We start from the raw sequence: 22,074 nt of genomic DNA on the forward strand, positions 1-22,074 counted from the left end.
GAAATCAATTGACTCTCAGCTCACTTGTTTTCAGTCAGTTATCAAACCGAATATTCTAGTCAGGACTAGAAATCGGTAAAATAATACGCACAGTTGTAATTTTATCAGGGATGCTTTCTAGGGTTAATTCTCCGCCATGCAAATCTAAAAGACGTTTAACAATTGCCAATCCCAATCCGGCCCCTTGATGTTCTGCTCGACCTCGATCAAATTGTTTATAAGCTCCCAGTTTGGCAATTTGATCGCTTGTCATTCCCCTACCTTGGTTGATGAATTCGAGAGAATATGTTTGAGAATATACTTCACTTTTAAGACCGACTTTTTGGCTCTCCTCGGAAAATTTAAACGCATTATTCAGCAGTTCTTCTACAATTTTTTTGAAAATTTCTTCGGGAAGTTTAACTTCACAATTATTTTCGAGTTCTAAATTAAAATCTGACTGGCGTTCGGGTAAAGATTCTAGCATTTCATCAGCGACTTTTGTAATCAATGTGTTCGGATCTTTAACAGAACCTTTTGGCCAAAACTTCATACGTTCTGAGTCGTGAACTAACAGTTCTAAATCAGCATAAAGAAGGAAATTAGAAATCAATCGATACAAGCGTTGGGCGGAAGTATGAATATCAGCTAACATCGGTTGTACCTCCACCGCTTCCATCTCGGTAAAATCTTCTATCAACAGTTGAGATAAACCCAGAATACCATTTAAAGGAGTCCGCAGTTCATGGGGGAGTGAAAGTGTCAGACTACTTCTGAGTTCATCAAGATGTTCTTGTGTTTTTTGATCAATCGCATCTTTCTTTTGAATTCGACTAGAAATTGCGTTTAGTAAGTCTTTGCGACTAAAGGGTTTAGTTAAATAATCATCAGCCCCTAAATTCATCCCATAGCGGAGATTTTCGCGAGTGGCTTTAGCCGTCAAAAAGATGAAAGGAATCGTCGAGGTGTTTTTATTTTGACGTAATGTTTTCAAAACATCATATCCATCCATTTCCGGCATCATTACATCACAAATCACCAAATCTGGCAAATATTCTTTAGCAAGTTCAACGCCGTCTCTACCATTTTCTGCACCCCTGACTTCAAACTCTTCAGCTTCTAGAATATCAAGAATAATCTCCCGCACATCTGATTCATCTTCAATCACTAAAATCCGCTTCATCGAGTTCTTGCTCCTTAAATCTCAATGGCAATGTTACTGTGAATATTGTACCCTTTCCAACTTCGCTATGTACAGTAATGGTTCCCCCTAATCGATCAACAGACCGTTTAACAATGGCTAATCCTAGACCTGTTCCTGGAATTGTACCTACATTTCTGGCTCGATGAAAAGATTCAAATAAGTGTTTTTGATCTTCAAAAGGAATGCCAATTCCTTCATCTTTAATCATAAAAATAACTTGTTTTTTTTGATAAAAAACTTTCCAATCAATTTGACCTCCATTCGGAGAATATTTAATAGCATTTGAAATCAGATTTGTAAAGATATGTCGTAATAATCTTTCATCAATTAAAGGAAACATTTGAGAGTTTTTTATGAGAGTGTTTTCTAGATTGATTCTATTTTTTTTACCATGAATTTTTAAAGTGAACTTACACTTCCGATCAGCAGTCAATTGAATTTCTTCCAGTAAGTTCTTGCAAAAAGTATCTAAATCGGTAAACGTCGGATTGTAGGGAAGTTTATGGGCTTCTGATTGACCAATAATTAAAACATCATTTAACAGTTCTGTCAAGTGCTGAATTGTCACTTGAATCCGATTAAAATATTTATTTTTTTTCTCTTCGCTCCAGCGATGACCATAATATTCTAGTGCCTCGGTGGCTGCCATAATTGTCGTCAGGGGTGTGCGAAACTCATGGGAAATCATCGAAACAAAACGAGACTTCAAGAGATTCAGTTCTTTCTCTTTTTGCAGGGCTTTACGCATTTCAGCTTCCGCTCGTTTGCGTTCTGTAATTTCTTCGACATCTCCTTCATAGGCAATAATATTACCTTCCTCATCTCGCACGGCTCTGGCATTTTCGGAAATCCAAATTACATAACCCTCTGCATGATAAACTTGAGATTCAAACGCCAGTACACTTTCCTGTTCTTCCATTAACCGAATAAACTCTGCACGACGTTGTTTATCCACATACATTTGACCTCCAATATCCGTAATTTGAGCCATCATTTCTTGAGGTGACTGATAGCCACAGATACGAGCTAAGGTAGTATTAACATCCAAGAAACGTCCTTCAGGAGTAGACTGAAACAGTCCCTCAACAGCATTTTCAAAAATACTTCGATATTTGGCTTCTGCGATTTCCAATTGCTGACGAGCGTTAAACTCAGCCCGTTGTAGACGTTCATATAAATAGACAGATAAATCACAAATCAAACAAATCCAAAATAACATCAAAATCAACCGCAATGGCTCATTATAGTTAGGAATCGTGTCAAATCCAAAGATACGATTAATCCCGAAATAATACCCGAACGTAATCATCTGTGATAAGAAGTGCAGCGGCCAGCAAACGGGAATGAGAGTCGCTTGCGTGAAAAATGTCGAACCCCAACCCATGAGTTCAGGGCTAACCAGGGGCGAACCTGGCTTGAGAACCTCGACAATCGTCTCAATAATCTGTTCGTTCATCTCCAAAGACCAAGAAAACCCCAGAAAAATCAAGCCGAGATGACGACGCCCCCAGTGAGTTTGTAGGACTCCCATACCCGTAGATAAGCTAAATAGCCCAATCAATTGAATAATCAGTTGCTTATCAAAAAAAGCCTCCCCCACATAAAAAAATCGAGCTAGGTTTAACACAAAGCTCGTCAAGTAGGCCCACAACACCAACCCAAAGGCTAAATTCAATCTGGCTCGTAGAAAGCGATTGCGCCAGGTTTCGTAGGAAAGAGCAGTTAAATTGCCATAATTTTCTGGGTAGGCGTTCGCATTTCTGAGGAATGTCAATATTCCCCGAATCGGCGACAGTCGTTGCAGCAACATCAACCATTTGCGAATCATCTGTTGACCTCTGTAGGATAGGTGAAGCTTGTTTATTTTAATTGAATTATCCCGGCTCAATCCTACTGCACTCGAGGGTTACTCCATGCAACAGTTAAAAAAAAGAGGCTCTGCTTTTAACACAGAGCCTAGTATTTATTTATTCTAGTCGAAAGTTCAAACGTCAGCTTTAACGTACCGTGCCTTCTAGAGCCTGAACATCAATAGGCTTCATGAAGTACAGTTTGATCAACTGCCAACCACTAGAGAGGTAATAGGGTAGTTTTTGGAACAACTGGAAGAACTTAGGCGTATTGGAATTAACAATTTCCGTTAATTTCTCGTTGTTTTTGACGCAAACTTCCAACCGTTCGTAGAACTCAGGACTTTCCACATCCAAGATGATTGGGAAGACACGAGCCGAAGTTTCGTTCGTTTTGAGAATCACATACTTGTCATATTCCCGCGCATCCAAGCCAATGGCTGCATAGAAACCATAACGCTGGACATCGTTTAAGTACATGGTGGCAAATACTGACAGCAAGAAGAAACGACACCACAGCTTCGCCTTCCAATCATTCAGGATTTGCGGCTGAGATTTCATCATGGCATCGAAGAAATCACCATGACGGTTCTCATCTTGGCACCAGCTTTCAAAGAAGCGGAAAATCGGATAAATGCGATCTTCGGGATGAGCTTCTAAGTGGCGATAAATAGTGATATAACGCCAATACCCAATTTTCTCAGAGAGGTAAGTCGCGTAGAAAATGAATTTGGGTTTAAAGAAGGTGTATTTGCGGCTCTTCGTTAAAAATCCCAAATCTAGCGATAAGTTAAAATCAGACATCGCTTTATTGAGGAATCCCGCATGACGAGCTTCATCTCGGGACATCAGTTGGAAGCATTCGGCTAAAAGCGGGCTTTTGTCTTTGAGGCGACGGCTTAACTCTTTGTAGAGTAGGAAACCGGAAAATTCAGCCGTACAGGAACGCTCCAAAAATTCCACAAACAGGCGACGAGTTTCCCCATCAATATGATCCCAGGATTGTTCAAATTCGGCATCCCGGACAAAGTGATGACGGTTGTAGTCCACCCGGAACTCTTCTAAGATAGCTCGCAGTTCATCCTCATTCACTGAGATGTCCATCTGCGCCATCTCATCAAAGTCTGTCGTGTAGAATCGAGGAGTAAGAATGGTTTCTTTGGCGGGAACTTTAACTCCCGGCCGTATTTCATCAAAAGCTGGTTTTTTTAGAGAATCTACCATAGTGTTTCTGTGATCTTAGATGATTGCTGGTTTGAGGTGCAGAGGTTGTTAGGCACTAAGCTTTGGAGTGTCACCCCCACGAACAAACCAATGCCGGGAGCAAAAACGTTGAATGTATGAATTTCAGTCTACCAACCTCTTACCCCCAAAAGACATCTGCTGCGTTAAGAATTGCAACAACAGTTGATACACTGAGGATTTCAGAAGCCTAGAAGCGCTCACTTGCCCGATTCAGCAAAGGATACAGCCATCATGTCCAACCGATCAACGAATTGGTAATAATTCGCTTGACGCCCAAATCGATTAACTGTTGAAAATGTTCGGGACGGTCAACAGTCCACACCACCCAATCTACCCCCTGAGTACGACTTTCCTCAACAAAGTGAGGATTTTCTAACACCACATCCAATAAACTGCTTAAAATCGCATTTCCGGCTGTGGCTGCTTTATGCAGTTGTTGCGGATAATCCGATGCTTCTGTGAGAAAATATCCCAATTTCATCTCAGGACAACAAGAGCGAACTTGATCTAAAAAGTCCTCATTAAACGCCGTCATAATACACTTTTCAACAATTCCCGCCTCTTTCACCTGTTGAATTAACCCTTCAACCTCTGTTTCTGACCATTGACAATGAGGTTTAACATCAAAATAGAGAAAATTTGGCACTCTTTTAAAAATCTCTAACGCTGACGCTAGCGTGGGTATATTTTCCCCAACAAACTGTTCCGCAAACCAGCCTCCCGCATTCAGTTGTTTTAACTCATTTAAGGATTTCTCCCTAACTTTACCAGAAGTTCCCGTAATTCGATCTAAGGTTTCATCGTGAAAGATTACGGGTACACCATCGGCTGATAATTGTAAATCAAATTCTATCGAATTCGCTCCCCCTTCTATCGCCGCACTAAACGCCGCTAACGTGTTCTCTGGAGCCATAGCCGAAAAACCCCGATGAGCAACAATTTCTAAATCCAAGATACTCCTGCTCCTTCACCCTCCACTCTGACCGATTAACGATCTTTTTGAGAGAGTTAAACAACGACAAAATCTAGTTTACCTGAAATTGAATCAATCCATTCATTTAACAGTTACCAGTCTTGTAGGAGTAATTCATAAATTACCCCCCTACCCGTTTCTCTCTTTTTTCCCTAGACTTGAATTAGGTTCGACTATTTATGCTAATCTGGCTCTGATGTCAACCTCTATAGGTAATGAATTTAATTCAGCGAATTCCCGGACGTGCCTATCTTTTACTCGGTGTTACGATTTTTGGTGCCGCCAACGCCCTGACTCGTCAGTTAACTGAATTGGGAGCAGAAAATTTAATTGACGGTAGAAATCCCATCTCTTTTTGTAATCTTCTGTTTGTTGGCAATATTTGGGCTTTTCTGATTTTTTTATTGCTGTATTATCAAGAATTTAATTTTGAACGCATTAAACAAATCTCGAGAAAAGATTGGTTAGCATTAACCAGTGTAGCGGTGTTAGAGGGTGCTTTAGCTCCGGCTTTATTCTTTTCTGCTCTAGAACGAACAATGGTTAATAATGTGATTTTAATTAGTCAAATTGAACCGCCTTTAGTTCTGGCTTTATCTATTTTTTTGCTGAATGAACGAGTCAACCGTTGGGTGATTATCGGTGCAATTGTTTCTTTTATTGGTGTGGGATTAACCGTATTTCTCCCTGACCCCAATCGAGAAATGATGAATATGGCAGGATTTCAAATTGGAATCGGGGAATTCATGGTTGCGATGGGTGCAGTTTCAAGTGGAGTTGGAACGATTATTAGTAAAGTCAGTCTTCGTAATATTTCACTGGGTTTTTTCAATCTTTATCGAAATTTTTTAAGTACAATTATCTTTTTTATTATTGTTGTCTCGCTCTTTGGTTTTAGTCACTTTATGGATGTATTTTCTCCTTTTGTGTGGCAATGGATGTTACTTTATAGCGCTGTAATTGTCGTTGGCGGTCAATTTTGTTGGTTTTCGGGATTAAAAAAGTCTAGTACATCTGAGATTTCTTTAGCAAATTCTTTTGCTCCCCTGGCTGGGGTTTTAGCCTCTTATTTAATTTTAGGTGAAGTCCCAACAACTGCCCAATATCTTGGCGGAAGTGTGATTATTTTAGGGATTATTCTCAATCAAATTGGGTCTTCTAAAGTTCAATCTCAATTCAACCAATCAGCCGCAGAAGGTGATCGCACAGTTGGATACAAAGGCGTTTAAACGACTATTCAGTAATACTCAGATAATTGGGTTGCTCTTTCACCCGATTGATCCAAGCTAAAATCGCTGGAAAACGAGTTAAATCAAATCCGCCTTCATCCGCAACATGAGTATAAGCAAATAAACAAATATCAGCAATGGTGTAGCAATTTCCCACAAAAAAAGGAGAATTTTTTAACTGTTCTTCCATCACCCCTAACGCAGCATAACCAAGCGGTTGTTTTTGTTCTAAAACTTGTTTATACTCCTCTGCTTTTCCTAAAATTGAAATCCAATAACGAGAAGTTGCAATATAAGGTTCATGGCTGTATTGTTCAAAAAACATCCATTGCATCACCTGCGCTTGTTCAAACTGATCGGTTGGGAAAAATGGCGTTTCTTGACTCAAATAATATAAAACAGCATTAGATTCCGGTAAGAACTTTCCCGGTTCTAATTCTAAAAGCGGAACTCGTCCATTTGGATTTTTACTCAAAAATTCTGGGGTTCGACTTTCTCGTTGAACAATATCAACATAAATTCGTTCAAACGGAATTCCCAACTGTGTTAACAACAGACGAATTTTATAACAATTTCCCGAAGGTGGATACTCGTATAATCGCAACATCACTCATAGAAAAGATAGGCGATCGCTATCATCTTACCTCAAAGCGATCGCCATGTCCTCAAATCGAGCGACTCAAGAGTGAAGTACCTATCACCAACGCTATTCGCTTATGGTGTAGGCTTCGGTGCTTCATCCGCCGTTGCCTTTTTGTACGGATACAAATGGGTCTTACACAGCGTCCACAGGCAGACACCCGTCTGACCCAGGCTAAATTTTTCTACGCTTGGTTTTCGCGTTTTTGTGTTCTGTGCCAACAGGATTATTTGATCACAATTCATCCCAACCCCAACGCGCTCGTTTTTGGAGTGGGACTCCGGCGCGATATTTAGTTAAAACTTATTGAGATCAAGCCCTGCTTCTTTTGCCATTGCGTGAATACCCTTGATTTCGAGGGTTTTAATCGCCTTAGTCGAAAGTTTCAGTCTCACCCAACGGTTCCCCTGGGGCCACCATATCCGTTTCCACTGCAAATTCACCTGTTGTAACTTGTGAGTACGACGGTGAGAGTGAGAAACCGCCATCCCATTATTCGCTTTTTTCCCGGTGATCTGGCATCTACGAGACATAATACCTCCAAATTAACACTTCATTTACAGTCCAAACCTTCATTATATTGCCTCATCCGCCGAACAGCGAAATCTCTCACTAACCGTCACCCACCTCCCCTGTTGTTACTCCCCTCGCGATTAATAAATAGTCCCGCCAGGGACACCTTTTCCCTCTCCTCGTAGGAGAGGGTTAGGGAGAGGTAGGAGAGGGTAGGGAGAGGTCGAGAGGGTTAGGGAGAGGTAGGAGAGGGGGTGGGGGTGAGGTTAATTAAACCGCCCGTTGAGTTAACTCAGTCAACACCTGATTTGAACGTTCTACAAAGGATTTCATGGCGTTTGCATCAAAGCCTTTTTGTGCCATTAATGCCAAATCATAAACATGATAACAAATCATTTTTGCCAATTCCGCCGAAGGAGATTCAGTTCCTTCTATACTTCCTTGACTCAAGTTTGCGAGATTTTGAATTAAAGGATGAGACGTATTAATCATCAGAACATGATCTTCGGGAAATTCAGCTTTTTGTTGCTGGAATAATGCTGTCATATCCTGTAACCGTCGCATCGCTTCTGGAAGTAACACCATCGCCGGGGGAGTGTCTTCTGATTTCAAGGCTTCGGTGCGAATATTGAGACGCGGTTTATTAAGGGATTTCTCAAACAGTTCTTTAATTTGTTCGCTGCGAGTTTTATTGGTTTTCGGATCGACAATTTCAGTTTTACTGCTGTCTTTATCGATCAATTCCTCATTAATTTCTGAGTCTACCCGCAGGAATTTAACATCGCTGTGTTCTCGTTCCAGGAAACTAATAAAGTGTGTATCAATGAAAGAATCCAAGAACAACACTTCTAAGCCTTGACTCTTGTGCAGTTCGATATAAGTCGCTTGGGCAGCTTCTTCTGTGCAGTAAAAAACGCGATTTTCATGGCGTTCTTTGTTGCGTTCCAGGTATTCTTGTAAAGTGGTGTAATAGTTTCCTTGTTGATCGAAACTACCAGCAATATTCTCTGAAGATTCCCAAGCATCATCAGCGTCTTCTGGTTTTTGGCTGTCAGTCGGTTCGGGTTTGTAGGTTGTACGGAAGACGAGAATATCTTCAACTTGCTTTTTAAATTTCTCGTCGTTAAGAGAACCAAATTTAACGAAAGTACCGATATCTTGCCAACACCGGATGTATTCTTTGCGATCATCGCGATAAAGTTCTTTTAAGCGATCGCCCACTTTTTTCGCCACATAATCGGCGATTTTCCGCACTGTGCGATTGGTTTGTAAAGCACTCCGAGAAATATTCAGAGGAATATCAGTGCTATCAATCACCCCGCGCAAGGGTAACAAGAATTTCGGGATAATTTCTTCGCAGTGATCGCTGACAAAAACTTGGTTACAAAAGAGTTTAATATTCCCCTGCGTCACATCAACATCGGGCTTGAGTTTGGGGAAATAGAGAATACCATTCACAATGAAAGGATAATCGGTATTCAGATGAACCCATAGGAGAGGATCTTCTTGGAAGGGATAGAGATAACGGTAGAGATCGAGATAATCATCGTCTGTGAGGTTGCTGGGTGACTCTCTCCAGGGCGCTTTCTGACGGTTGAGGGTTTCCCCGTCCATTTTGATGGAGACAGGCATAAAGTCGCAATAGGTTTTCACCAATTGACGAATGCGACTGGCTTCGAGATATTCGAGTTCATCATCCATCAAGGTGAGGGTGATGGTGGTACCGCGTTGGGTACGGTTGGAGTCTTCGAGTTTAAATTGCGGTGAACCATCACAAGTCCAGTGAACGGCTTGCGCTCCGTCTTGGTAAGATAGGGTATCGATTTCGACTTGTTTGGCAACCATGAAGGACGAATAAAAGCCTAAGCCGAAATGTCCGATAATGGCGTTCTCTGCGTTAGATTGATATTTCTGGATGAATTCTTCGGCGCTGGAGAAGGCGACTTGGTTGATGTATTTTTTGATTTCATCAGCAGTTAACCCAATCCCGTTATCGGTGATGGAAAGGGTTTTGCTATCTTTGTCAACTTCGACGATAATTTCGGGTTCACCTGTTTCGCCGGAATATTCCCCAGATCGGGCGATGGTTTTGAGTTTGGAAATGGCGTCAACGCCGTTAGAGACTAACTCCCGAAAGAATACTTCGTGATCGGTGTAAAGGGATTTTTTGATGATCGGGAAGATATTCTCGGTGTGGATGGTGATCGTTCCCTGTTCAAGTACGGTCATAGGTTTTACGGCTAACGTTCATAAATACGGTATTCTGGGACTATTGTGTGCGATCGCTATCCCTTTTTGTGAATGGGATCACCCCCAAGAAGGATTCGGATTTCCGTATGTTGGGAATCAAAGTTATTAAAATTTCTTCAACGTTCTACGAATTTTGTAGGTTAGCGGCTCAATATTTCGTCGAAGTTGACGAATGGCTTGAATTTGTAAAGGGATTTTAGCACCACTGAGTTCGTAGCCTAATTTGACGAGCAAATCACCTGCAACACTTTCAAAATCAGCAATTTCTTCAGGAGAAAGCGATCGCTTCCAGGCTTGTACACGAGAGGGTTCAACGGGTTTAGAAATGAGTTCAAATAAACCCGAGTGTTCTTGAGATATATTTTGATTGGCATCTTGATAGTATTTCAACATTTGAGGGGTGTATTCAAGGTCTAGCCAGCGACACAAATGTTGTAACGTTTTCTCTGGTTCTAGCACCAAGGATTCATAATAGATTTCAGTGTATCGATGTTCTGGTAAGGTTGCTGCGGCTAATCTTCCTGCTTGGACGCGATCGCACCAATATTGACCTGCTTCAATCATATTATTAACCCAGCGAACTTTACGAATGCTCATCGCTACATCTCGACCATCTCGAATAATGTGAACAAATTTTGCATCAGGAAATGCTGCTGCAAGGGGTGAGATATGCTTAACATGGCGAGGCGTTTTATCACCCCAACGTTGTTTGCCAAATTTTTTAGCGGATGCTACAAATAGAGTAGAAATTGCTTGAGCAATGTTAGTCGGTGCGATTTTGGCTAGTGCTGTTTCTGCTTCTTCCAAAGTGAGGTTAAAAATTGGAAAAGTCACTGATTCGGGAGTCGCTGGATTGGTTTGTAGATCTCGAATAAAAAACCAACGTTGATAAGATTGTGTAAAATCACCGTAAATCTCAGGATTTTTTTTGAGGAGGTAGATGAACATTGACTCTTGGGGAATATGAAGGATTGGACTCTGAATCAACATTAATCTGAGAAGTGTCGTTCCAGAGCGATCACATCCGACAATAAAAATAGGTGATTGTGTCATCTGTTGTTTCTCCTGATTCAAGGATCTTGTTTTCTGTTTAATTTTTTTTGTTGAACCGTTTATTAAACTGAATTTATGACCCAAAAAAATGTTTTGATTTATAGAGATTCTTTACTCCCGTACTCAGAAACGTTTATTCCGGCTCAAGTAGAAAGCTATTCCCAGTATACAGGTTTTTATATCGGAAATTATCGCTTTCCTGGAAAAAAATATCCCCTTCCGGCTGAGAGAACCTTGATTTTAAGTGAGAGGGCTAAACTGACTTTAAAACGAAAAATTTTATTTCTGTTAACTGGTTGGGGTTATCAAGATTGGATTAAAACGTTAAAAACACTCTCCCCTTGTTTAATTCATGCTCATTTTGCGACCGATGCTATTTGGACACTGCCTTTAGTTTCAAAGCTGAATATTCCTCTAATTGTAACCTGTCACGGACATGATGTAACTGCTAGTAATAAAACGAAAGAAGATTTAATTAAACTCTATGGAGGAAACCCGTTTCCTCAGATGTATCGAGGGCTGCAACAACGATTATTTAAAACCGCTCATTGTTGCATTGCTGTATCTGAATTTGTTCGTTATAAGGCAATTTTAAGGGGGTGTCCGGCGGATAAATTAAGGGTTCAATATATTGGGGTGGATATCGAAAAATTATCCCCTGATCCGAGTGTTATTCGTCAGCCAATTGTTTTATTTGTGGGGCGGTTAGTGGAGTATAAAGGGTGTCAATATTTGATTCAAGCGATGGCGGAAGTTCAATCTATTTTACCGGATATAGAATTGGTGATTATTGGCGATGGAGAAGAACGTCAGACGTTAGAAAAACAAGCCGCAAGCCTTCTAAAACGATATCGTTTTTTAGGGGTACAGCCCTCAAAAGTTGTTAAAGATTGGATGAATCAATCGATGTTATTTTGTTCGGCTAGTTTTACAGATTCTAAAGACACTTGTGAAGGTTTACCAATTACCATATTAGAAGCACAGGCGATGAACTTACCTGTCATTGGTTCAATTCATGCAGGAATTCCTGAAGCGATTATTCACGGAGAAACAGGACTGTTATTTCCAGAAAAAGATTGGAAAACTCTAGCGGAACAGATTCTCAGTTTAGCTCAAAATAGGCAGTTGAGGCAACAGCTAGCAAATACAGCCCGTCAGAGGGTTGAGAAAATCTTTAATTTACAAGAAAATAATAAAAAACTAGAAAAAATTTATGATCAAGTTCTGACTAAAGCTCATTAAAATAACTACCAATCAATCAAAAAATATGGTTTTTATTTCAGTTATTATTCCAGTCTACAACGCAGAAAAAACGATTCAAGAAACCATCTTGTCAGTTTTAAATCAAACTTTTCAAGATTTTGAAATTATTGTAATTAATGATGGTTCTCAAGATAAAACGCTAGAAAGATTAGAAGCTATTCAAGATAATCGAATTCAAGTTGATTCCTACCCCAATTCAGGTCAAGCAGCTAGCAGAAATCGAGGAATTCAACAGTCAAAAGGAGAATTGATCGCTTTTTTAGATGCGGATGATCTCTGGACATCAGATAAACTAGAAGCTCAGTTTTTAGCTTTAAAAGACCATCCAACTGCGGCGGTTGCTTATAGTTGGACTCATTATATTGATGAAAAAAGTAACATCATTCGTCGAGGTTCTCAACTCAATTTAACAGGAAATGTTTATCCCCATCTATTAGTCACAAATTTCTTAGAAAATGGTTCTAATCCTTTAATTCGACGACAAGCTTTAATAGAAGTTGGAGGCTTTGAAGAAACTCTCCCTCCCGCAGAAGATTGGGATTTATATCTGCGTTTAGCGGCTTGTTATCCCTTTGTTGCTGTACCAAAAGCTCAAATTCTCTATCGAGTTTATCCCAATTCTATGTCCTCCAATATCTTGAAAATGGAATCATCAGCTTTACGAGTGATTGAACGAGCATTTCAACAAGCACCTCAATCTTTGCAACCTCTCAAACAACAAAGTTTGGCAAATGTTTATAAATATCTTACCGTTAAAGCGTTAGAAGGTCAACCCAATCGACAACGAAGTTTAACAGCAATGCGTTTTTTAAAAAATGCGGTTCAATTTGACCCCAAGTTATTAACCCAGAAAGTTAGTTTAAAGGTTATATTAAAAATAGCAACTATTCTGATTCTTCCTGACCAACAAACAGAAAAATTGCTGAAAAAATATCCGCAAATTCTTGATACTGTCACACTTTTAGGATATATGAAAGTCAACCCAGAGTAAATTTATTTTTCTGATGTTTTTCTCAACCAAACTTGATAGAAATACCCCCAACTCCGCCACATTCGTGAACGAGTGACAATTCTCCTTTGTTGATTGGGTAATATTTGAGCAATGATTCGTCTAAAATTGAGAAGTTTGACTACACTTTCTTGGCGTTGCTGTTTTATAGATTTCCCTAAATGTTGTTCAGAAATTGCTTCTGAACGTCCTTGCCAATAACTTCTTCGGAGTAACCAATTTAAGTTTATTCGCTCTTGAGAAATCCAATGTTGAACAGAGGCTTTAGGATGATAGTAGAATTTTTCGCCTTTCTGTTCTAATGCTAAATTCAGCAGTAATTCTTCTTGAGACAGTAGACTTTCACCCTTTCTTCCGAGTTGTTCACAAAACCCACCAACCTGGGATAAAGCGTCTCGTCGATAGGTCATATTTGCACCATAAGGAAAACGTTGAAGCGGAAACCAACAAGGATTAGAACCATAATCTAATGTTGTAAAATAGGAAGCAATATCTGAATATTCTTCAACCCAATTGAAAGTGGGAATTTCCCAGAGTCCGTAAATCGGACCCCCAACACAAACGGGTATAGGTTCAACGGTTTTAAATGTTTCTAAAATCGCTTCTAACCAAATAACACAAGGAATAGCATCATCATCAAGATATGCGATATAATCCCCTTTTGCTGCTTTTAACGCCGTGTTTCTCGCTTTGGAAAGCCCTAAAATGGGTTCATAAATATAGTAAAAATGAATAAAGTCTTGAGAATATTGATGGCAGATTTGTTTTGTATTATCTTTTGAAAGATTATCAACAACTAAGACTTCAAAAACGTCTTGAGGCAATGATTGCTTTTTGAGGGCTTCTAAAGCCAGTTGTAAACGTTCAGCACGATTATGAGTACAAATCGCTACTGAAATTAAAGGATAATGTTCAGAATAATCTGGAGTATACGGCATAGGTAAAAATGTTAGCGAGTTGAATGAGTAATGACTTCTTCATAGAAATTAAGGGTTTGTTGACTCAGTTTAAGCCAGTCTAATGCGTCTAGGGGTGCTTGTTGTGAACGGACTGTTTCTATCACCCAGTTTAAACCGTTCTGAAGTACAGTTGTGGTGAATTCTCCCTCGTAAAGTTTTACCCAGTCTACCCCGACTTGAGTTTGTAGTTCCGCCAGTGCGCCTTGCTTGGGAAGTAATACAGGACAATCAAAAGATAGTGCTAAAATTGCACTACCAGAATTTAAAATTTGTTGAAAGGGTAAAACAACTAAATCCGCAGCGTTCAGATAAATTTGTACCTGTTGATCGGGGATAAACTTTAAGTCTAATTTAAGATTTTGAGCGTTTGCCGCAGTTTGAATCACCTCTTCAGCTAATTCAGAAATCTCCGGTTTCCCCGCAATAACAAGCGTCCAGTTTTGGGGATTTAATTCTCGAAAAACTTGAATCAGTTGCGTAACATTTTTATAACGGTCAATATAGCCTAAAAACATCAAAGTTCGATGATTTTCAGGAATATTTAAACTTTCTCTTGCTTGAGTTTTACTAATATTATTGGGATAAACTTCTCGATAGTGACCATGAGGAATAATCGTATTTGGGCAATGTTGTAACCTCGGAAATAATTCGTTTGTTAAAGCTTGACTAGACTGACATAAATTAATAGCTCCATCAACTCTCTTAATAAATTCAGACTCAAACCAGCTTGCTAATTTAGGATGTAAAAGTAAGTGAGGTTTTTGATCGTGAATTGTCCAGACTATGCGAGTTCCTCTGTATCGTACCCAATCAATTAACGCTAGCATTAATCTGGCTCTAGTCCAAGCGACTAATAAATTAGGATGACGAACAATTGTTTCCACAGGCCAGTGAAGATGAAAAATATTATAATTTTGTTGTAATATTGTTTTAAATGAAAATTCCGTGACCTCTGATCCCTGCTGACTGAGATGATTGTACAGTAGCCAATTGTAGGGATTTTTGTATTTTGTTTTAAAGGCTGGCCATGCAATAACTTTCATTTTGATAGAGCTGAAAATTAACAGTAAAGACTAACGAGTTAAATACCCCTTTTTCCATAAATAAAAAGGACTTTTCAAACTACTGATAAAAAGTTCCATCTCACAAGCCGCTACTAAATCGGTTTTAACAACTTGACCATGCTTGATTAAATGTAATGCGATTTTTCGCAGATCGTTAATCATATAAGCTAAGGATAAAATCGGTCTAATTCCGGGCTTAACCCCAACCATACGAGTCACATAACGACTTAAACCAATTCCTCGCATAAATGGAATTAAATACTCTCGTTCCAAACGATGGCGAGGAATTTGATGATTGATCTGCATTTGCGGATTATACCAAATTTCCCATCCCGATTGTTGAATATAAGATAAAACTTCTAAGTCTTCACCCGTTAACATACTCCCCGGAACTCGACCACTCAAAATGCACTGATCCGGTACACTGGAAAGCCAAACTTCTCGACGAACAACTAATCCGGCTGAAGGCGGTAATAACTTAACTTTTGGGTTGTAGAAAAGGGGTTCTGAACCTCGTTCGGTAATCGCTAAAAAGGCTTGAATCCGCTCAAAATTTGCAGGCGGTTCGACTTCAAAATCTCCGTGAATTTGACTGCCATAGGCTCCTGCTTTGGGGTGTTCGTGGGCAAATTTGCAAGCCGCAGCTACCCAATTTAAGGCAGGTATATTATCATCATCTAAGAACCCAGTCAGAGGGGCAACAGACTCTTTAATCCCTCGTTTTCGGGCAAAAGCAGCACCTTGTTGGGGTTCAAAACAATAGCGTAACGGAACGTTTAATAACCAATTTTGTTGATATTGTTGAACAATTTCCGCCGTGTTATCGGTGCTATTATTATCAACAACAATCACTTCCCAGGAAATCTGCTCAACATCGGTTTGCGATCGCAACTTGTCGAGTACCTGGGGTAAACGTTTAGCGCCGTTGTATGTTGGGATTGCGATTGTAAAATCCAGCATAACCGCTTGTTTGTCAGGGTTTGAAGTGATCCGCTTTCAGTAGTATTAGCCCTTGATCGAGCCGCACTCCCACTATAACTCAATTCTGTCTTCTTGCTGATACTTTTGGGGTGATTCGGCATTTACACTTTTATACTGATAAACAGTTTAATAGGGATGCAGATTTCAAGATGCCACAAATCTCTATCATTATTCCCGTCTATAACGGTGCAACGACAATTCAAGCAACGATAGACTCTGTTCTTGCTCAAACTTTTTCAGATTTTGAACTGATTATTGTTGATGATGGTTCAACGGATGATACGCTCAAGATCATATCTCAGTACGGCGATCCACGTATCCAAGTTGTTTCTAGTTCCCACGCGGGGGCAGCCGCTACTCGTAACCGAGGACTCAAACAAGCTTCTGGAGAATATATTGCCTTTTTAGATGCGGATGATTTGTGGACTCCCGATAAACTAGAAGCCCAACTCAACGCCCTCCAAACCCATCTTGAAGCCGCAGTCGCTTACAGTTGGACAGATTTTATAGATGAGGCGGGTTCCTGGCGACAAGCCGGAAGACACAGGACAGTTAATGGAGAAGCCTATGCTGCAATGCTTCTTTATAACTTTATCGAAAGTGGTTCAAACCCGTTAATTCGTCGTGATGCTCTCAACACCGTAGGCGGTTTTGATGAGTCTTTAACGGGTGGACAAGATTGGGATTTATACTTGCGTTTAGCGGCTCGTTATCTATTCGTAAATGTTCCGAAAGTACAGATACTTTATCGGATTCGCGATAACTCGATCTCTGCCAATATTACTCGTCAAGAACAACAAGTCGTCAAGGTTTTAAACAAGGCTTTTTCTCAAGCACCGAAAAACCTCCAACCGTTAAAACGAAAAAGTTTAGCCCTTGTTTACAAGTATCTGGCGTGCAGAATCTTAGAACAGGCTCCCTCTCGCCTCAACGGTTGGAAAGGTTTGCGATTGATTGGAATTTATACTTGGTATGAACCTCAACTCTGGGAACAATTAAAGTTAATTTTGATTCTCTTGTTCAAAAGTATTGCTCTGATTGTTTTACCTCAATCTCTAAAATTACTGCAAAAATTTAAACTGACCACCCCATAAAAAATTTAGTTTTCGAGTTTAGCGATTGTGGTAATAGCGGTTACGGGAGAAGAGGGTTTTTCTAAAACGGGGGGTTTACTACTAAAAGATAAACCCTCTTCTGAACGATCAACACAAATCGTATCTCCCGGCATAAACTTCTGTTCTAACAACAAATTTGCAATCGGATTTTCTAACTCCCGTTGAATCGCTCGTTTTAACGGTCTAGCCCCATAAACCGGATCATAACCGACTTCAGCAACATAATTCATCGCCTCTGGCGACAACACCAAACTAATTTTTTGATCGACTAATAAGCGCATTAATCGCTTCACTTGTATCGCCACAATATGACGCAATTCTGACTTATTTAAAGCATGGAATAGAATCGTTTCATCAAGTCGATTGAGAAATTCGGGGCGAAAATGCGATCGCAAAGCCCCCATCACCCGACGGTGCATTTCCTCATAACGAGTATCATCACCCGCGACATCTAAAATATACTCCCCGCCAATATTACTCGTCATTACAATCACCGTATTTCGGAAATCTATTTTCCGTCCTTGCGAGTCCGTAATTCGACCATCATCTAACACTTGTAAGAGGATATTAAACACATCAGGATGGGCTTTTTCCACCTCATCAAACAGAATCACAGAATAGGGATGACGGCGCACGGCTTCAGAAAGTTGGCCGCCTTCATCGTAGCCAATATATCCCGGAGGCGCCCCCACTAACCGAGAAACGGCGTGTTTTTCCATATATTCGGACATATCAATCCGAATCAAGGCATCTTCGCTATCAAACAAAAACTCTGCCAAGGCTCTCGCTAATTCAGTTTTTCCGACCCCTGTCGGCCCCATAAACAGGAATGAACCGATAGGTCGAGAGGGATCTTTCATTCCGGCTCTAGCACGGCGTATGGCGGCAGCTACGGCAGCTACGGCTTCCTGTTGTCCGATGACTCGTTGATGCAGATGGCTTTCGAGTTGCAGGAGTTTTTGACGTTCTGACTCTAACAAACGATTAACCGGAATTCCCGTCCATTTAGCCACAATTGCAGCAATATCGGCTTCGGTGACTTGTTCTCGCAACAGAGTTGAACCTTGGGACTGTAATTTCAGCAGTTCCGCTTCTTTGGCTTCCCGTTCCCGATGAACCGCTTCTAATCTGCCATATTTTAACTGTGCGGCTTTATTCAAATCATAATCTCGTTCGGCTTGTTCGATTTGAACGCGCAGTTTTTCTTCTTCTTCTTTGAGGGTATTAATACCATCGAGTAACTCTTTTTCCGACTTCCATTGCGAGGATAATTTTTCTTGCTTGAGTTTCAAGGCTTCAATTTCTTGTTTAATGCGTTCTAAGCGCACACTCACCGCCAGATCTGTTTTAGAATCTCCATTGCTAATACCGCTTTCGCCTTCAATAGAAAGTTTCTCCATTTCTAACTGCATCACCCGCCGATCTATTTGTTCTAAATCTACGGGTTTGGAAGTAATTTCCATTTTCAATTGAGCGGCAGCTTCATCGACTAAATCAATGGCTTTATCCGGTAAAAAGCGATCGCTAATATAACGACTGGAAAGCACCGCCGCCGCGACTAAAGCCGAATCAGTAATTTTAACGCCGTGATGACGTTCGTAGCGATCTTTGAGTCCGCGTAAAATGGAAATCGTATCTTCGGGAGAAGGCTGATCAACATAAACTTGTTGAAAGCGTCGTTCTAAAGCGGCGTCTTTTTCGATATGTTTGCGGTATTCATCGAGGGTGGTTGCCCCAATACAGCGCAATTCGCCCCGGGCTAACATCGGTTTGAGTAAGTTTCCAGCATCCATCCCTGAGCCTCCGGTACTGCCGCCACCGCCTGCACCGACAACAGTATGGAGTTCATCGATAAACAGGACAACTTGACCGTCTGAGTGGGTGACTTCTCGCAAAACAGACCGTAACCGTTCTTCAAATTCGCCTCGATATTTGGCCCCAGCGATTAAACTGCCCATATCGAGGGAGATCAGTTGACGGTTTTTCAGAGATTCCGGGACATCTCCATTAACGATGCGTTGGGCGAGTCCTTCTGCGATCGCTGTTTTCCCGACACCCGGTTCTCCAATTAACACGGGATTATTTTTCGTCCGACGGGATAGACAGCTTACGACTCGGCGAATTTCTTCATCTCGACCAATAACTGGGTCAAGTTTTCCCGCTTTGGCTTGTTCGGTGAGATCACGTCCGTAGCGTTTGAGGGCATCATACCCCGTTTCGGGGTTCTGAGTTTCTACTTTTGCGCTGCCGCGAGTGGCTTTGATGGCGTCTTCTAGCTTTTTACGAACCGAGACGGAGGGAGGACGGGCGGATGATGAGCGTTGTTCCATGCCGGGGCGTCCGGGGCGAGTCGATTGTTGCTGTTGTTGTCCACCGCCACCGAGAAGACGCCGCCCAAGCCGTTCATCGTCAGAAAAAGCCAGTAAAATATGTTCGATGGAGATAAATTCATCTTGCCAGCTTTGTCGCGTTTGTTCGGCGACATCTAGCAATACATCTAACCCACGCCCCAGATAGAGATCATCGATTTTACCGACTCGGGGCTGACGCTTGGTGTAGGCTTCGAGTTGTTGAGTTAAACTATCGGGGTCTATTCCCGCCCTTAGCAGGATAGTTGTAGCGAGTCCATTTTGTTCGAGTAGAGCAATAATTAAGTGTTCAACTTCGAGATTCTGATTGTAAAAACGACGAGCCACTTCCTGGGACTTAACGATAGCGTCCCAGGCTTTCTCTGTAAATTTGCTCTCATCAGTCGGTTGCATCTTGCGGTTTCAGATTTTGGGTTGGGAATTTGAGCGGACACTTTTAGGGTAGAAGCAGGAAAATCTTGTTCTAAGGTGTGCTGCTGTTCGTTCTCCTACTTCTACGTTTTTTGATTAACTTGCAGCAGTTGCGGTTTCTTTCTCGCTGCTGCTTCCTTGGGTACCGAGTTGAATTAGTTCTATTTTATAGCCATCGGGATCTTGTACGAAGGCAATCACGGTAGAACCATGTTTCATCGGGCCGGGTTCACGGGTTACTTTAGCACCTGATGCTTTAATTTGCTCACAAGTGGTGTAGATATCGTCTACTCCGAGAGCAATGTGGCCGTATCCATCCCCGATCTCGTAATGATCTACGCCCCAATTGTAGGTTAACTCAATAACAGCCTGATCGGCTTCCTCTCCATAACCGACGAAGGCTAGGGTGAATTCTCCTCCCGGATAATCTTTCTGGCGTAGGAGCTTCATTCCGAGAATATCACAATAAAACTTCTTAGATTCTTCTAGGTTGCCGACTCGCAGCATTGTATGTAACAGTCTCATTGCTGATGTTGACCTCTTGTTAGTGTACCCTCATTGTTTATTTTAAAAGGATGTTCGCTACTTAGGCCGAGATTGGGCTGAAAAATGCGTTGACCTGACATCGATTTCCAGGATATTTCCACCAATAGTTATCTGCTATCGCTTCACGGTTTGTTACTTTGTTTAACGAACAAGTTCTTGAAATTTTTGCGGTTTTGTGGTATAAACCCCGGAAAACTTTTAAAGATGGGCTTGGGGGAATATCCGTATTTTTGGGGGTTACTCAGTTTATCATAGGTTCATTTTAATTTCTGTAACTCTATCCTAGCAATTTCAGAAAAGGGTGCTTAAATTGTAATAGGGACTACAAAAAACCGAGATGCAAGCCTGTACATCCGGTTTGAAGCTTGACTGTCCCCCCGGAATTCATTTCAGTTTGAGTCAAGAAGCACCGCCAAGCTTATACCTGTGAGACGAAAAGTTCCCACTTCACCCTTCTAAGGTTTATAAATTTTTTTTGCTGGGCTATGAATAAACTTACATCAACGTTGGAACCCTTGACACCAGAAGATGTCACTCGCTTAACCGGAATTGATACCCCTGTAGTCGAAAAAATTTTTAATGCGATTAGTGATTTTACAACGGGAGATTATCGCAAAATTCGACGCGCTGAAGAACAAGGAATAAAAGACGCGAGAATAGAACTTCTCAACACTTTTATGAATAAAATGTCAGGCTATCAGGGTGAGATTTATCGAGGAATGTCATTCACTGAAAAGTCGATTAAAACTTTTCTAGAAAAGATCCAGCAGCCTGAAGGTTATACTTTAGAAGCGATGGCTAGCTTTACGTTTAGTCTGAATGTTGCTGAAAATTATTCAGGTTCTTGCTATTCAGTTGTACTGAGAGTTAAAGGGAATCGTTCGGGTGTGGCTATTTGTAATTTTTCCGCTATGTATGCTGAATGTGAAGTTTTAGTTCCCAAAGGAACTCGATACAAAGTCGTTAATCTTCCTGACAAAATTGAACCGGGTAAAATTAATTATATTGACCTTCAGGAAGTTTAAAATCATCAACTTAGTGATCGGGGTTCAGCCTCTGAGGGCGGGTTTATTCAGGTTCTTTATGAGAGACATAGATCTTTGTTGAACCCGCCCCTACAGTTTATTCAATCAATGGTCAAACCACACCTCGACACATTCTAACATTTGATTAAATTTAAAAATTCACTTCTCCGACACAAAGGCTCGCTCTTTGTGTCCTTGTGTCTTAGTGGTTTTTCTTCAAAACATTCTAACATTTGATTAAATTTAAAAATTCACTTCTCCGACACAAAGGCTCGCTCTTTGTGTCCTTGTGTCTTAGTAGTTTTTCTTCAAAAAATAGACCCGATAAAAATAATACTTTCTGTAGGCTTTAAAATTTTCAGCAGAAAAGCTTTTACAAAAGGGACTTTCAGGGGT

At 40.8% G+C, this 22,074-nt stretch carries 18 protein-coding genes; 5 read left to right on the forward strand and 13 right to left on the reverse strand.

The features are described 5' to 3' along the window. Window positions 1–55: 55 nt before the first annotated feature. From WN50_RS22450 to WN50_RS22465, 4 genes are all read right to left on the reverse strand, one after another. Complete coding sequence (locus tag WN50_RS22450) at window positions 56–1,162, reverse strand: hybrid sensor histidine kinase/response regulator (protein ID WP_046279540.1); 1,107 nt, start codon at window positions 1,160–1,162, stop codon at window positions 56–58. After that, window positions 1,140–3,011: a sensor histidine kinase gene (locus tag WN50_RS22455; protein WP_046279539.1), complete on the reverse strand. Its 1,872-nt coding sequence runs from the start codon at window positions 3,009–3,011 to the stop codon at window positions 1,140–1,142. Before WN50_RS22455 ends, WN50_RS22450 begins: the two co-directional genes overlap by 23 nt. 169 nt (window positions 3,012–3,180) lie before the next feature. Beyond that, a complete protein-coding gene (gene acsF / locus WN50_RS22460; protein ID WP_046279538.1) occupies window positions 3,181–4,257 on the reverse strand; it encodes a magnesium-protoporphyrin IX monomethyl ester (oxidative) cyclase in 1,077 nt (358 codons plus the stop codon). A 250-nt stretch (window positions 4,258–4,507) separates the two neighbouring features. After that, entirely contained in the window at window positions 4,508–5,230 is a 723-nt protein-coding gene (locus WN50_RS22465) for a glycerophosphodiester phosphodiesterase (RefSeq protein WP_046279537.1), read from the reverse strand. Between the two features lie 236 nt (window positions 5,231–5,466). Between WN50_RS22465 and WN50_RS22470 the strand changes: the two genes are divergently transcribed. Further along, window positions 5,467–6,480, forward strand: coding sequence for a DMT family transporter (locus WN50_RS22470; protein ID WP_046279536.1), 1,014 nt, complete (start codon window positions 5,467–5,469; stop codon window positions 6,478–6,480). Between the two features lie 4 nt (window positions 6,481–6,484). Here the strand turns inward: WN50_RS22470 and WN50_RS22475 are convergent, their stop codons facing one another. From WN50_RS22475 to WN50_RS22490, 4 genes are all read right to left on the reverse strand, one after another. After that, window positions 6,485–7,087, reverse strand: coding sequence for a glutathione S-transferase family protein (locus tag WN50_RS22475; protein ID WP_046279535.1), 603 nt, complete (start codon window positions 7,085–7,087; stop codon window positions 6,485–6,487). A gap of 329 nt (window positions 7,088–7,416) precedes the next feature. Continuing rightward, entirely contained in the window at window positions 7,417–7,653 is a 237-nt protein-coding gene (gene rpmB / locus WN50_RS22480; protein ID WP_046279534.1) for a 50S ribosomal protein L28, read from the reverse strand. A gap of 250 nt (window positions 7,654–7,903) precedes the next feature. Further along, the gene (gene htpG, locus WN50_RS22485) at window positions 7,904–9,862 is read right to left on the reverse strand and encodes a molecular chaperone HtpG (RefSeq protein WP_046277062.1); all 1,959 of its coding nucleotides are present in this window, start codon (window positions 9,860–9,862) and stop codon (window positions 7,904–7,906) included. 126 nt (window positions 9,863–9,988) lie between these two features. Beyond that, window positions 9,989–10,936: a sulfotransferase family protein gene (locus WN50_RS22490; protein ID WP_046277064.1), complete on the reverse strand. Its 948-nt coding sequence runs from the start codon at window positions 10,934–10,936 to the stop codon at window positions 9,989–9,991. Window positions 10,937–11,011: 75 nt separating this feature from the next. On the opposite strand from WN50_RS22490, the gene WN50_RS22495 reads away from it, so the two are divergent. Together WN50_RS22495 and WN50_RS22500 are read left to right on the forward strand one after the other, a co-directional pair. Next, window positions 11,012–12,178, forward strand: a complete 1,167-nt coding sequence (locus tag WN50_RS22495) for a glycosyltransferase (RefSeq protein WP_046277061.1) — start codon at window positions 11,012–11,014, stop codon at window positions 12,176–12,178. A gap of 25 nt (window positions 12,179–12,203) precedes the next feature. Beyond that, a complete protein-coding gene (locus WN50_RS22500; RefSeq protein WP_046277060.1) occupies window positions 12,204–13,190 on the forward strand; it encodes a glycosyltransferase in 987 nt (328 codons plus the stop codon). 2 nt (window positions 13,191–13,192) lie between these two features. Here the strand turns inward: WN50_RS22500 and WN50_RS22505 are convergent, their stop codons facing one another. The 3 genes from WN50_RS22505 to hpsE are packed head-to-tail and all read right to left on the reverse strand — an operon-like array spanning window position 13,193 to window position 16,191. Continuing rightward, a complete protein-coding gene (locus WN50_RS22505) occupies window positions 13,193–14,146 on the reverse strand; it encodes a glycosyltransferase family 2 protein (protein ID WP_049560811.1) in 954 nt (317 codons plus the stop codon). A gap of 11 nt (window positions 14,147–14,157) precedes the next feature. Next, on the reverse strand, window positions 14,158–15,210 hold the full coding sequence (locus WN50_RS22510; RefSeq protein ID WP_046277059.1) for a glycosyltransferase: 1,053 nt from the start codon (window positions 15,208–15,210) through the stop codon (window positions 14,158–14,160). Between the two features lie 30 nt (window positions 15,211–15,240). Then, on the reverse strand, window positions 15,241–16,191 hold the full coding sequence (gene hpsE / locus WN50_RS22515; protein WP_046277058.1) for a hormogonium polysaccharide biosynthesis glycosyltransferase HpsE: 951 nt from the start codon (window positions 16,189–16,191) through the stop codon (window positions 15,241–15,243). Window positions 16,192–16,361: 170 nt separating this feature from the next. Between hpsE and WN50_RS22520 the strand changes: the two genes are divergently transcribed. Further along, window positions 16,362–17,306 carry a glycosyltransferase family 2 protein gene (locus WN50_RS22520; protein WP_046277057.1) on the forward strand — a complete coding sequence of 315 codons (945 nt, stop codon included), beginning with the start codon at window positions 16,362–16,364 and terminating at the stop codon, window positions 17,304–17,306. Window positions 17,307–17,311: 5 nt separating this feature from the next. Here the strand turns inward: WN50_RS22520 and WN50_RS22525 are convergent, their stop codons facing one another. Continuing rightward, a complete protein-coding gene (locus WN50_RS22525) occupies window positions 17,312–20,089 on the reverse strand; it encodes an ATP-dependent Clp protease ATP-binding subunit (RefSeq protein WP_046277056.1) in 2,778 nt (925 codons plus the stop codon). A gap of 114 nt (window positions 20,090–20,203) precedes the next feature. Beyond that, entirely contained in the window at window positions 20,204–20,632 is a 429-nt protein-coding gene (gene gloA, locus WN50_RS22530; protein WP_046277055.1) for a lactoylglutathione lyase, read from the reverse strand. A gap of 506 nt (window positions 20,633–21,138) precedes the next feature. Here gloA and WN50_RS22535 point away from each other — a divergent pair. After that, a complete protein-coding gene (locus WN50_RS22535; protein ID WP_046277054.1) occupies window positions 21,139–21,678 on the forward strand; it encodes an ADP-ribosyltransferase in 540 nt (179 codons plus the stop codon). The last annotated feature ends 396 nt before the right edge of the window (window positions 21,679–22,074 follow it).

The sequence above is a fragment of the Limnoraphis robusta CS-951 genome, from assembly GCF_000972705.2.